This window comes from Caballeronia sp. INDeC2 (assembly GCF_023631325.1).
Taxonomy (GTDB): domain Bacteria; phylum Pseudomonadota; class Gammaproteobacteria; order Burkholderiales; family Burkholderiaceae; genus Caballeronia.
Genome location: NZ_JALQDG010000001.1, coordinates 78653 through 91088, shown reverse-complemented (window position 1 = coordinate 91088; position 12436 = coordinate 78653). Strand labels below are relative to the sequence as shown.

Here is a 12436-nt window from a genome sequence, read left to right as displayed (position 1 = left end):
ACGCCGTCCCGCTTTGACTTTCGAACATGAACCCTACTTCCGACATCAACGAAACCTCGACTCCGCTTGCCCATCTGTTCGCGAACAATCAGGAATGGGTTCAGCGCAAGCTCGCCGAGGACGCCGACTTCTTCCAGCGTCTCGCGCATCAGCAGACGCCGGAATATCTGTGGATCGGTTGCGCGGACTCGCGCGTGCCCGCGAACGAAATCATCGGCCTTCCGCCGGGCGAAGTGTTCGTGCACAGAAACATCGCGAACGTCGTCGTGCACTCGGACCTCAACTGTCTGTCGGTGATCCAGTTCGCCGTCGATCTGCTGAAGGTGAAGCACATCATGGTCGTCGGCCATTACGGCTGCTCGGGCGTGGGCGCGGCGCTCGTCGGGCAGCGCGTCGGTCTCGCGGACAACTGGCTGCGCCATGTCGAAGACGTACGCGAGAAGCACGGCGCGCTGCTCGACGAATGGCCGATGGGCGACGCGCGGCATCGTCGTCTCGTGGAGCTGAACACGATCGAGCAGACCATCAACGTGTGCCGCACGACCGTCGTCAACGATGCGTGGGCGCGCGGCCAGGAACTCACCGTGCACGGCTGGACCTACGGCGTGCACGATGGCCGCCTGCGCAACATGGGCATGATGATCAGCGCATCGGACGAGATCGATCCGGTGTATCGGTCGTGCATCGCCGCGATGAGCCGCAGCGGCGCGCATTCCGCGGAGAACGATGTGCTCGCGTCCGATGCGGCGCGTCTCGGTGATATTCCCGCCGTTATTCAAGGCGTCATCAAGGAGTTGAAACATGAGTGAGACACAAACCGATCCCGTCGTCATCGTCTCGGCCGCGCGCACGCCGATGGCCGCATTTCAGGGCGATTTCGCGTCGCTGACGGCGGCGCAGCTCGGCGCGGCGGCGGTCAAGGCCGCAGTCGAGCGCGCGGGTGTGAAACCGGAGCAGATCGACGAGGCGATCATGGGCTGCGTGCTGCCTGCCGGACAAGGCCAGGCGCCCGCGCGTCAGGCTGCGCTCGGCGCGGGGCTGCCGCTTTCGACCGGCTGCACGACGATCAACAAGATGTGCGGCTCCGGCATGCGCGCCGCGATGTTCGCGCATGACATGCTGCTGGCCGGATCCGCCGATGTGATCGTCGCGGGCGGCATGGAAAGCATGACCAACGCGCCGTATCTGTTGCCGAAGGCGCGCGGCGGGATGCGCATGGGCCACGGTCAGGTGCTGGATCACATGTTCCTCGACGGCCTCGAAGACGCCTACGAAAAGGGCCGCCTGATGGGCACGTTCGCGGAGCAATGCGCGTCGTCGTACGCGTTCTCGCGCGAGTCGCAGGATGCGTTCGCGGTCGAATCGCTGCGGCGCGCGCAACGGGCGAATGAAGACGGCTCGTACAAGTGGGAGATCGCGGCGGTTACGGTGCAGGGCAAGAAAGGCGATGCGGTCATCGATCGCGACGAGCAGCCGTTCAAGGCCAACATCGAGAAGATTCCCTCGCTCAAGCCCGCGTTCGCCAAGGACGGCACGGTGACGGCGGCCAATTCGTCATCCATTTCGGACGGCGCGGCGGCGCTCGTGATGATGCGCGAATCGACGGCGAAGCGGCTCGGCGTGAAGCCGATTGCGCGCGTCGTCGGGCACAGCACGTTTGCGCAGCAACCCGCGTTGTTCACGACGGCGCCCGTCGGTGCGATCAACAAGCTCTTCGAGAAGAACGGCTGGCGCGCGAGCGATGTCGATCTGTACGAGATCAACGAAGCGTTCGCCGTCGTGACGATGGCCGCGATGCGCGAGCACGATCTGCCTCACGACAAGGTCAACGTGAATGGCGGCGCGTGCGCGCTCGGGCATCCGATCGGGGCGTCGGGTGCGCGGATTCTGGTGACGTTGATCGGCGCATTGAAGTCGCGCGGGTTGAAGCGTGGCGTCGCGAGTTTGTGTATCGGCGGCGGGGAAGCAACGGCGATGGGCGTGGAACTGCTTTGAGTGCGGTGCGCCGGTCCGCGTGTTGCGCGGCGGGCCGGCGTGGCTGCGAATCGAAGGGATTCGGCATTTTGACGCCTATTGTCTCGAAGTCCCTGACATTGCGCGTGGCCACCGTCAAACCGTGAGCTTCTTCGTTCAGCGCCATCGAAGAACGCCCGAACACCTTCGTTCGCACGCTCCTCTCTTCTGGCTTCGCTGATGACGTTCGTATCAGCCAGAAACATCCGAATCTCCGCTGCTGGCGTGACGATCGAAAATGGAGTCGTCGCAGTCGAACCCCTAGGCACCCAAACGAAATAGAGATTTTCGACGAAGCCCCTTCACCGCCCCGCCAACGACATCGCCACGGCGCGCTTGAACGGCGTCAATCTTTCGCCGATACGCAACATCGCGTCACGCGCGATCCGCGCCGGCAAAGAGTCCCGCGTATAGATCTCAGTGATGAACCGCGTAATAACATAAAGCGGCCGCGTCTTTTGCCGATGGTTCTGCTCGTATCGCGCGAGCAGCGCATCGCCGGCGAAATCTAGCCCCGCCGCATGCGCATCGCAAATGGCGCGCGACAGCATCTCGATCCCCGCCAGCCCGAAATTGAATCCGTGCGCCGTCACCGGATGCATGCCGACCGCCGCGTCGCCGACCGTCGCGAAACGCTTCGCCACGAAACGCTTCGGATAAACCGACACCAGCGGATAAACATGCCGCGTCGTGCGCAGCGTCATCGTTCCAAGCCTGCGCTCGAAGCGGCGTTCGATCTCGCGATTGAACGCATCGGCATCGAGCGCGTTCAATCGCTCGGTGTCGCGCGCGTCGAGCGTCACCACGACCGACGACCGATACGCCCCCGTCTCCGGATCCGAATTCATCGGCAGCAACGCGAGCGTCTGCCGATGCCCGAACCATTCCCACGCCGCGTGCTCGTGCGGCGCATCGTGCGTCATGCAGCAGACCAGCATCGACTTGCCGAAATCGTGCATGTCGGCGGCGATACCCAGCATGCGACGCGTGGCGGAAAAACGGCTGTCCGCCGCGACGACGAGTTGCGCCGCAATCGTCTCGCCGCTTTCGAGGCGCACGCGCGCGCCGCAGGCATCGGTGTCGATATCGATCACGCGCTCCGACGCGACGATGCCGATATCCGCGCCGAACGCGCGACGATGCTCGACCGCGTCGAACGCCGCGCGCCGGATCAAATGATTTGACACGAGCCAGCCAAGCTCCGCATGTCCCGAAAGCGTGTGACCGATCTTCAGCGCGAACGGCGACGAACCGTTGAAGATGCGCGCGTTGGCGAGTTGCGATTTCGCGTGCGCATCGATGCGCTCCCACACGCCGAGCGTCTTCAGAAGCGCGACGGATTTCTGCGTCAACGCGATCTCGCGTCCGTCGAACGCGGGCTCGTGCAGCGCATCGTGGCTCTGCTGCTCGACGAGCACGATCGACAAACCCGCGCCGCTCAACGCATTCGCCAGACACAAACCCGCCGGCCCAGCGCCGACGATCACGATATCGGTATGCCTCATCTTTCCGGTCTTGCTCGTCTGAAAGCGCACAACGATAGCCGAAAGGCCGGCGAACGATCCGCGACAGCGGGTCGCGCGCTATAGTCGCAAGGTCGTCCACACAAGGAACGTATCGGTCATGAAAACGGTATTGATCGTCGGCGCGTCGCGCGGCCTAGGCCACGAATTCGCGCGCGAATATTGTCGCGACGGCTGGCGCGTGCTCGCCACGGCCCGCGACAAATCCTCGCTCTCCGCGCTCGACGCGATGGGCGCGCAAACCTTCCCGCTCGACGTCACGCAACCCGAGCAGGTCGCCGCGCTCGCATGGCAGCTGGACGAGGAAAAGCTGGATGTGGCGATCGTCGTTTCGGGCGTGTACGGTCCGCGCACGGAAGGCGTCGAAACCATCGGCGCCGACGACTTCGATCAGGTGATGCACACGAACGTCCGCGGCCCGATGCAACTGATCCCCGTGCTATTGCCGCTCACCGATGCCGCGAACGGCGTGCTCGCCGTCGTGTCGAGCAAGATGGGCAGCATCGGCGAGACGAGCGGCACGACCGGCTGGCTGTATCGGGCGAGCAAGGCGGCGCTCAATTCGGCGCTGAAGGTGGCGTCGCTTGAATCGCGTCATTCGGCGTGCATCGCGCTGCATCCGGGCTGGGTGCGCACGGAGATGGGCGGACCGTCGGCGGCGATCGACGTCGCGCACAGCGTCTCGGGCATGCGCGCGGTGATCGCCGAAGCGGGCGCGATGCGCGACGCGTTCAATGGAACCTTCGTGCAATACGACGGCACGAAGCTCGAATGGTGAAACCGGAGTGAATGTGACCTATCAAGTACACGGCGTTTCCGCATCGGGCAACTGTTACAAGGTTCGCCTCATCCTCGAACAGCTCGGCCTGCCTTACGTGTGGCATGAGGTCGACATGATGCACGGCGCGACCCGCACGGAAGAGTTCAAGCGGCTCAATCCGAACGGCAAGGTGCCGGTGCTCGTCATCGACGACAACACGACGCTCTCCGAATCCGACGCGATCCTCTGCTATCTCGCCGACGGCACCCCGCTCATGCCGGTCGACCGCCTCGAACGCGCGCAAGCGCTGCAATGGATGTTCTTCGAGCAGTACAGCCATGAGCCGTTTGTCGCCGTGGCGCGCTTCATCCTGCAGTTTCAGAAGAATCCCGGCGACGCCCGCCTGCCCGAGAAGATCGCCGGTTCCTATCGCGCGCTCGACGTGATGGAGCAGCATCTCGCTACGCGCACGTATTTCGTCGGCGAGCGGTACAGCGTCGCCGATATCGCGCTCTATGCGTACACGCACGTCGCCGATGAAGCGAACGTCGACCTGTCGCGCTATCCGGGGATTCGCGCGTGGCTCGAACGCGTGCGCAGCCAGCCGCGTCACGTCGAGATGCCGGGCGTCGATCAATGAAGCCGGTGGACTGTCCGTGCGGCGGCGCGGCGCCGGAGCAGCGCCCGAACGCGCGCGCGCCGCGTTACGAGGCGTGTTGCGGGCGTTTCATCGACGGCGGCGAAAAGCCCGCCAACGCGATGGAACTGATGCGTTCGCGCTACACCGCCTACGTGCTCGGCAACACGGCCTATCTTCGTGCTACGTGGGCCGAAGCCACCTGCCCGCCCGATCTCGATGCATCCGACGCCGGCACGCGCTGGCTCGGCCTGCAGATCAGACGGCACACGCGGATCGACGCCGATCACGAGGAAGTGGAGTTCGTCGCGCGCTACAAGCTGGGCGGGCGCGCGTATCGGCTGCATGAGGCGAGCCGATTCACGCGCAATAGTGACGGAAACTGGATTTACGTCGACGGTCGGATTAAAGAAAAGTAAATACATCTTTAAGAAATATGCTGCGGCGCGCGGTATTAATTTCCTAAGAACTTCCTTTCATATTAAACAGTTACGGGGTACCACTTATTGTGCAGTGCAATTTTGAACGGTTAATCTCTGTTCACGTCAGGGCGCAGTCATCTCAGTGCCCGGACGCTCGCAGCGAAGCCCCGTTTTGAAGCCAATTGTCATGCCTTTTCAGGGCATGACTCCCGGAACCCGCAGCCGATACTGCTCTTCACGAGCAGCGCGATAGGTTTGTGACTTCAAAAAACGTTGGGGCCACGCCGTATCAACGCCTTATTGGAAGCGCAGTCGGAGTTCACGGATGGCGATCAGAACCTGGTTGGTCGGATGCAGCATGATGTGCGCGCTCGCGACGTCACTCGTCACGTCCGCCGTGCGCGCCGAACCGATCGGCGGCGTGCGTCAATCCGAAGGACTCCAGGCGCCCGCATTCGGCCAGTCGCTTTCCCGCATTCCCGATTCGCTCGACGCCGGTTTACCAGCCGTCGCGAACGGTCTGAACGAAACCGTCGTGCAGATCCCCGAAGCGGACATCGCGCTCGAAACCACGGTGTTCAAGCCGGACGGCGCCGGTCCGTTTCCGATGATCGTCTTCAATCACGGCAAGCTCCCCGGCGACTCGCACGCGCAGCCGCGCAATCGTCCGGTCGCGCTCGCGCGTGAGTTCGTGCGTCACGGCTATGTCGTGGTCGTGCCGAACCGCCGCGGCTTCGCGGGCTCGGGCGGCGACTATGCCGGCCACGGCTGCGACGTGGAAGCGAACGGCTTCGCGCAGGCGCAGGATGTCGCGGCAACCGTCGCGTACATGAGCGGGCAGACGTATGTCGACAAGACGCGTATCGTCGTCGCGGGCACGTCGCACGGCGGCCTGACGACGATCGCCTACGGCGCGCGCGATGCCGTTGCGGCGCCCGGCGTGCGCGGGCTCATCAACTTCTCGGGCGGACTGCGCCAGGACGAATGCGCGGGCTGGCAGAAAAATCTCGTCAGCGCGTTCGGCGATTACGGTCAGAACGTGCGCCTGCCGTCGCTGTGGCTCTACGGCGACAACGACTCGGTCTGGCAAGGCGACCTTTCCGCGCAGATGTTCACCGCCTTCACGTCGCACGGCGCGCGCGCGAACATGGTCGATTTCGGCACGTACAAGAACGACGCGCATCGTCTCGTCGGCGATCGCGACGGCGTGCAAATCTGGTGGCCGCGCGTGAAGGCGTTCCTCGCGCAGATCGGCATGCCGACCGCCGTGCAGTATCAGGTTTCCGAGCCGAACATGCCGAACGCGACCAACTTCGCCGACGTCGATTCGGTGCAAGCCGTTCCGTACGTCGATGAAAACGGCCGCGCCGGGTATCGCAATTTCCTCTCGCAGTATTCGAGCCGCGCGTTCGCCGTGTCGGACTCGGGCGCGTGGTCGTGGGCCGAAGGCGGCGACGATCCGATGGCCGTCGCCGTCGCGAGTTGCCAGAAGCAGAGCGCCGATCCGTGCAGGCTCTATGCAGTGAACAATCGCGTCGTGTGGAACGATCAGGGGGCCGAGACGCAGACCGCATCGCGCTAACGCGCCCGTTCACGCTTCCGCAGAACGCCGGTCTTCGCACCGGCGTTCGCTTTTGTCGAACCCGCATCTTCCGCGCCAATCCGACGACAACGCTTCGAAATGAACGAAGTTGCGTGCGATAGCGCGTTTTCGCATTTCCATTGGGCGCGCGCGCATGACCAAAAAACCTTCCGAATACGGAAGCCTGCGCGTCTTTTAGCGATAATTGACTCGCGCAGTTTTCCCCGGCAACGCAAGCGTCCAGGCGCTTGCACGACGTATCCGGCCCGCACCGCGCGCGCGGGCCTGGGAGCCGTTTTGAACACAGAAGCCAATCAGGACTGGGTTGCCCGCTCGCTCGCGGCCGTGTGGCATCCGTGCACCCAGATGAAACATCACGAGCGCGTGCCGCTCGTGCCGATCGCGCGCGGCAAGGGCGCGTGGCTCTACGATCCGCAGGGCAACCGCTATCTCGATGCGATCAGCTCGTGGTGGGTGAACCTCTTCGGCCACGCGAACGACGACATCAACCGCGCGCTGAAGGATCAGCTCGACACGCTCGAACACGCGATGCTCGCGGGCTGCACGCACGCCCCGGCGGTCGAACTGGCCGAGCGTCTTTCCGCGCTCACCGGCGGCACGCTAGGCCATGCGTTTTTCGCATCGGACGGCGCGTCGGCGGTTGAGATCGCGCTGAAGATGAGCTTTCACTTCTGGCGCAATCGCGGCCAGGACGAGAAGCGCGAATTCGCGTGCCTCGCGAACAGCTATCACGGCGAAACGATCGGCGCGCTCGGCGTCACCGATGTCGCCATTTTCAAGGACGCGTACGATCCGCTGATTCGTCATGCGCATGTGGTCGCGTCGCCGGCGGCGGTCGGCGTCGACGAAGCCATCGGCGCGATGCGCGCGCTGTTCGAGCAACGCGCGCCGGCACTCGCGGCGGTCATCGTCGAGCCGCTCGTGCAATGCGCGGCGGGCATGGCGATGTACGACGCGTCGTATCTCACGCAATTGCGCGCCTTGTGCGACGAGTTCGGCGTCCACCTGATCGCCGATGAGATCGCGGTCGGCTGCGGGCGCACCGGCACCTTTTTCGCGTGCGAGCAGGCGGGCATCTGGCCGGATTTCATCTGCCTGTCCAAAGGCATCAGCGGCGGTTATCTCCCGCTTTCGATCGTCCTTACGCGCGACGACATCTACGCCGCCTTTTACGACGACGACGTCACCCGCGCCTTCCTGCATTCGCACTCATACACGGGCAACCCGCTCGCATGCCGCGCCGCGCTCGCGACGCTCGATCTGTTCGAGCGCGCGAACGTGCTTGCGGAGAACCGGCGCAAGTCCGCGCTGCTGCACGAAGCATTGCAGCCGCTGCTCAAACATGACCGCGTGCGCAACCTGCGCAATCGCGGCACGATCTTCGCGTTCGACGTCGATATCGACGACAAGACGTTTTCGCGCCGTTTCTTCGCCAACGCGTTAAAGCGCGAACTGCTGATGCGCCCCATCGGCACGACGGTCTACATGATGCCGCCGTACATCCTCTCCGACGACGAACTCCTGCTCCTCGCGCAACGCACGCGCGACACGCTCGACGCCACGCTTGGCGGAGACGCCGCATGACGAACACATCGCAAGCGCTGTATGAAACGCTGAACCAAGGTCTCGCCGATATCGACGCGCGCGGCCTGCGACGCCGCCGCAAGACGATCGACAGCGCGTGTTCCGCGCATATGACCGTCGATGGCCGCGAGATCGTCGGCTTCGCGAGCAACGACTATCTCGGCCTCGCCGCGCACGAAGCGATCCGCGCGGCGCTCGCCCAAGGCGCGTCGCTGTACGGCGCGGGCAGCGGCGGCTCGCATCTGCTCGGCGGCCATTCGCGGGCGCACGCGCAACTCGAAGACGATCTCGCCGCGTTCTCGGGCGGTTTCGTCGACAACCCGCGCGCGCTCTACTTCAGCACCGGCTACATGGCTAACCTCGCGGTCGTGACCGCGCTCGCCGGACGCGGCACGATCGTGTTCTCCGACGCGCTGAACCACGCGTCGCTGATCGACGGCGTGCGGCTCTCGCGCGCACAGACGCAGATTTATCCGCACGCCGACATCGAAGCACTCGACGCGATGCTCGACGCCTCGCGTGACGAAGCCGCGACCAAGCTCATCGTCACCGATACGGTGTTCAGCATGGACGGCGATATCGCGCCGCTCGCGCGGCTCGTCGAGCTCGCGGAAAAGTACGGCGCGTGGCTCGTCGTCGACGATGCGCACGGCTTCGGCATGCTCGGCCCGCAAGGACGCGGCGCGTTGGCGCATTACGCGCTGCGCTCGCCGCATCTCGTCTACGTCGGCACGCTCGGCAAGGCGGCGGGCGTCGCGGGCGCGTTCGTCGCGGCGGATGAAACCGTCGTGGAATGGCTCGTGCAGCGGGCGCGTCCGTACATCTTCACGACGGCGTCGCCGCCGGCGGTCGCGCATGCGGTGTCGGCGAGCGTGAAGATCATCGGCGGCGACGAGGGCGATCGAAGACGCGCGCATCTCGCATCGCTCGTCGAAATCACGCGCGCGATGTTGAAACGCACGCGCTGGATGCCCGTCGATTCGCATACCGCCGTGCAGCCGCTCGTGATCGGCGGCAACGACGAAACGCTTGCAATCGCCGCCGCGCTCGACAAGCACGGCCTCTGGGTGCCCGCGATTCGTCCGCCGACGGTTCCGCAAGGCACCTCGCGCCTGCGCATTTCGCTTTCCGCCGCGCACAGCGAGGACGATCTCGCGCGCCTCGATCGCGCTTTGAACACGCTTTGAACACGTTATGACCGCTTTATCGCTATTCGTCGCCGGAACCGATACGGAAATCGGCAAGACGCTCGTCTGCGCCGCGCTGCTGCACGGCTTCGCGCGCTCAGGCCTGCGCGCCGCCGCGATGAAGCCGATCGCCTCGGGCGCCATCGAGCGCGACGGCGTGCTGCACAACGAAGACGCCGATCAGCTCGACGACGCCGCGAACGTCGCGTTGCCGAACGACATCCGCACGCCGTTCATGATGCGCGAGCCGATCGCGCCGCACATCGCCGCCGCGCGCGAAGGCATCGCGCTTGATATCGGACGTATCGTCGACGCGCATCGCCATGCGGTCACGAAAGCGGATATCGTCGTGGTGGAGGGCGTCGGCGGCTTTCGCGTGCCGCTTTCCGACACGCACGACACCGCCGATCTCGCCGTCGCGCTGAATCTGCCGGTGGTGCTCGTCGTCGGCATGCGGCTCGGCTGCATCAGCCACGCGCTCTTGACCGTGGAAGCCGTCGCGTCGCGCGGACTGAAGCTCGCGGGCTGGGTCGCGAATCGCGTCGATCCAGACATGCTTTATCCGGACGAAAATATTGCAACGCTCAAACGACGCATCGAAGCGCCGCTCATCGGCGTGATTCCGCATCTCGCGCCGCCGGATGCAAGGCGCGCCGCCGATCAGCTCGATACCGTCGCTCTGTTAGACCAGCTTCATCAAAAGGATTGACTTCATGACACAGCACATCGCCACCGAGACCACTTCCACGGCCACGCCGCAACCGATGCAGCGCTGGCGCGTCGCCGATGTCGTCGCGCTGTACGACCTGCCGTTCAACGATCTGCTCTATCGCGCGCAGACCGTGCATCGCGAAAATTTCGATCCGAACGCGGTGCAGCTTTCCACGCTGCTCTCGATCAAGACGGGCGGCTGCGAGGAAGATTGCGCGTACTGTCCGCAGTCGGTGCATCACGACACGGGCCTAAAGGCCGAAAAGCTGATGGACGTCGACGAAGTGCTGAAGGCCGCCGAAGTCGCGAAGTCCAACGGCGCGACGCGCTTTTGCATGGGCGCGGCGTGGCGCAATCCGAAAGACCGTCATCTGGAGCCGATCAAGGACATGATCCGCGGCGTCAAGGCGATGGGCCTCGAAACCTGCGTGACGCTCGGCATGCTGGAAGCGCATCAGGCGCAAGGACTGCGCGAAGCCGGTCTCGATTACTACAACCACAATCTCGATACGTCGCCGGAGTTCTACGGTCAGATCATCTCGACGCGCACGTATCAGGATCGTCTCGACACGCTCGAACACGTGCGCGACGCGGGCATCAACGTGTGCTGCGGCGGGATCGTCGGCATGGGCGAATCGCGGCGCGAGCGCGCGGGACTGATTTCGCAGCTCGCGAACATGGAGCCGTACCCGGAGTCGGTGCCGATCAACAATCTCGTGCAGGTCGCGGGCACGCCGCTCACTGGCGTCGATGCGCTCGATCCGTTCGAATTCGTGCGCACGATCGCGGTCGCGCGCATCACGATGCCGAAGGCGATGGTGCGTCTCTCCGCCGGGCGCGAGCAGATGGACGAAGCGTTGCAGGCGCTATGCTTCGCCGCGGGCGCGAATTCGATCTTCTACGGCGACCAGCTTCTGACGACGAGCAACCCGCAAGCCGAAGCCGACCGCAAGCTGATCGAGCGTCTCGGCATGCGCGCGGAGTCTGCGCAGAATGTCGGCGTCGAAAGCACGGAGCGCTCGTGCGGACACGGCCACGCATGAAAATCATCTTCTACGAAAAGGGCGCCGATCTCGACGCATGGCTCGGCGGCCTGAGACGCGAGTTGCCCCATGCGGACTTGCGCGTGTGGGAGCCGGGCGACACCGCGCCCGCAGATTACGCGATCGTCTGGCGCGCGCCGCGCGAGCTCTTCGCGAATCGTCCCGATCTGCAAGCCGTGTTCAATCTCGGCGCGGGCGTCGATGCCATTCTCGATGTCGAACGCAAGGAACCCGGCACGTTGCCGCCGAACGCGAAGCTCGTGCGTCTCGAAGACACCGGCATGGCGCAGCAGATGGTCGAGTACGCGACCTACTGCGTGCTGCGCTATCTGCGCCGTTTCGACGAATACGACGCGCTGCAACGTGAAGGCCGCTGGGAAAAGCTGCCGCAACACGCGCGCGAGTCGTTCACCGTCGGCGTGCTGGGACTCGGCGTGCTGGGCGCCGAAGTCGCGAAGGGGCTGGTGAAACTCGGCGTGCCGGTGCGCGGCTACAGCCGGTCGCCGAAGACCATCGAAGGCGTGCAGGTTTATGCGGGACCGGAACGATTCGACACGTTCCTCGATGGCGTGAAGGTGCTCATCAACCTGTTGCCGCATACGCCCGACACCGAAGGCATTCTGAACGCCCGCGCGTTCGGCAGGCTCGCGCACGGCGCGTATCTCGTGAACGTCGCGCGCGGCCCGCATCTCGTCGATGCCGATTTGCTCGCCGCGCTCGATAGCGGCCAGCTCGCCGCCGCCACGCTCGATGTCTTCCACACCGAGCCGCTCCCGCGGGATCATCCGTTCTGGACGCATCCGCGCGTGTCGGTGACGCCGCACATTTCGGCGGAAACGCTGCGCGAAGAAAGCATCGTGCAGATCGCCGGCAAGATCAGGGCGCTCGCGCGCGGCGAACCGGTCAGCGGAATCGTCGATTTCAAGCGCGGATACTGAACCCCATCGCACATA

At 64.6% G+C, this 12436-nt stretch carries 12 protein-coding genes; 11 read left to right on the top strand and 1 reads right to left on the bottom strand.

Going from position 1 to position 12436, the window contains the following annotated elements:
* Window positions 1-26: 26 nt before the first annotated feature.
* Both can and NCS28_RS00430 read left to right on the top strand, forming a co-directional pair.
* On the top strand, window positions 27-809 hold the full coding sequence (gene can, locus NCS28_RS00435; RefSeq protein ID WP_284504714.1) for a carbonate dehydratase: 783 nt from the start codon (window positions 27-29) through the stop codon (window positions 807-809).
* Window positions 802-1995: an acetyl-CoA C-acetyltransferase gene (locus NCS28_RS00430; protein ID WP_250511926.1), complete on the top strand. Its 1194-nt coding sequence runs from the start codon at window positions 802-804 to the stop codon at window positions 1993-1995. Before can ends, NCS28_RS00430 begins: the two co-directional genes overlap by 8 nt.
* A 320-nt stretch (window positions 1996-2315) precedes the next feature.
* Here NCS28_RS00430 and ubiM read toward each other — a convergent pair whose 3' ends face one another.
* On the bottom strand, window positions 2316-3518 hold the full coding sequence (ubiM, locus tag NCS28_RS00420; protein WP_250511925.1) for a 5-demethoxyubiquinol-8 5-hydroxylase UbiM: 1203 nt from the start codon (window positions 3516-3518) through the stop codon (window positions 2316-2318).
* A 118-nt stretch (window positions 3519-3636) separates the two neighbouring features.
* Between ubiM and NCS28_RS00415 the strand changes: the two genes are divergently transcribed.
* The 9 genes from NCS28_RS00415 (at window position 3637) to NCS28_RS00375 (ending at window position 12421) form a co-directional block, all read left to right on the top strand.
* On the top strand, window positions 3637-4314 hold the full coding sequence (locus NCS28_RS00415) for an SDR family oxidoreductase (protein WP_250511924.1): 678 nt from the start codon (window positions 3637-3639) through the stop codon (window positions 4312-4314).
* Between the two features lie 13 nt (window positions 4315-4327).
* Complete coding sequence (locus NCS28_RS00410; protein WP_250511923.1) at window positions 4328-4936, top strand: glutathione S-transferase family protein; 609 nt, start codon at window positions 4328-4330, stop codon at window positions 4934-4936.
* On the top strand, window positions 4933-5352 hold the full coding sequence (locus tag NCS28_RS00405; RefSeq protein WP_250511922.1) for a YchJ family protein: 420 nt from the start codon (window positions 4933-4935) through the stop codon (window positions 5350-5352). The genes NCS28_RS00410 and NCS28_RS00405 overlap by 4 nt, the downstream gene beginning before the upstream one ends.
* 328 nt (window positions 5353-5680) lie before the next feature.
* Window positions 5681-6937: a dienelactone hydrolase family protein gene (locus NCS28_RS00400; protein WP_250511921.1), complete on the top strand. Its 1257-nt coding sequence runs from the start codon at window positions 5681-5683 to the stop codon at window positions 6935-6937.
* A gap of 297 nt (window positions 6938-7234) precedes the next feature.
* Window positions 7235-8542, top strand: a complete 1308-nt coding sequence (locus NCS28_RS00395; RefSeq protein ID WP_250511920.1) for an adenosylmethionine--8-amino-7-oxononanoate transaminase — start codon at window positions 7235-7237, stop codon at window positions 8540-8542.
* Window positions 8539-9729: an 8-amino-7-oxononanoate synthase gene (gene bioF / locus NCS28_RS00390; RefSeq protein WP_250511919.1), complete on the top strand. Its 1191-nt coding sequence runs from the start codon at window positions 8539-8541 to the stop codon at window positions 9727-9729. The genes NCS28_RS00395 and bioF overlap by 4 nt, the downstream gene beginning before the upstream one ends.
* 7 nt (window positions 9730-9736) lie before the next feature.
* A complete protein-coding gene (gene bioD / locus NCS28_RS00385; RefSeq protein WP_250511918.1) occupies window positions 9737-10438 on the top strand; it encodes a dethiobiotin synthase in 702 nt (233 codons plus the stop codon).
* Window positions 10439-10442: 4 nt separating this feature from the next.
* Window positions 10443-11483: a biotin synthase BioB gene (gene bioB / locus NCS28_RS00380; RefSeq protein ID WP_250511917.1), complete on the top strand. Its 1041-nt coding sequence runs from the start codon at window positions 10443-10445 to the stop codon at window positions 11481-11483.
* Window positions 11480-12421 (top strand): 2-hydroxyacid dehydrogenase, encoded by a 942-nt coding sequence (locus tag NCS28_RS00375; protein ID WP_250511916.1) that lies wholly within the window; start codon window positions 11480-11482, stop codon window positions 12419-12421. The genes bioB and NCS28_RS00375 overlap by 4 nt, the downstream gene beginning before the upstream one ends.
* Window positions 12422-12436 lie beyond the last annotated feature (15 nt).

Excerpts from the sequence above, each read along its gene's own strand:
- NCS28_RS00400 (WP_250511921.1), top strand. The coding sequence starts at position 5,681 with ATGGCGATCAGAACCTGGTTGGTCGGATGCAGCATGATGTGCGCGCTC.
- NCS28_RS00415 (WP_250511924.1), top strand. The coding sequence starts at position 3,637 with ATGAAAACGGTATTGATCGTCGGCGCGTCGCGCGGCCTAGGCCACGAA.
- bioB (WP_250511917.1), top strand. The coding sequence starts at position 10,443 with ATGACACAGCACATCGCCACCGAGACCACTTCCACGGCCACGCCGCAA.
- can (WP_284504714.1), top strand. The coding sequence starts at position 27 with ATGAACCCTACTTCCGACATCAACGAAACCTCGACTCCGCTTGCCCAT.
- bioD (WP_250511918.1), top strand. The coding sequence starts at position 9,737 with ATGACCGCTTTATCGCTATTCGTCGCCGGAACCGATACGGAAATCGGC.
- NCS28_RS00375 (WP_250511916.1), top strand. The coding sequence starts at position 11,480 with ATGAAAATCATCTTCTACGAAAAGGGCGCCGATCTCGACGCATGGCTC.
- NCS28_RS00430 (WP_250511926.1), top strand. The coding sequence starts at position 802 with ATGAGTGAGACACAAACCGATCCCGTCGTCATCGTCTCGGCCGCGCGC.
- bioF (WP_250511919.1), top strand. The coding sequence starts at position 8,539 with ATGACGAACACATCGCAAGCGCTGTATGAAACGCTGAACCAAGGTCTC.
- NCS28_RS00405 (WP_250511922.1), top strand. The coding sequence starts at position 4,933 with ATGAAGCCGGTGGACTGTCCGTGCGGCGGCGCGGCGCCGGAGCAGCGC.
- ubiM (WP_250511925.1), bottom strand. The coding sequence starts at position 3,518 with ATGAGGCATACCGATATCGTGATCGTCGGCGCTGGGCCGGCGGGTTTG.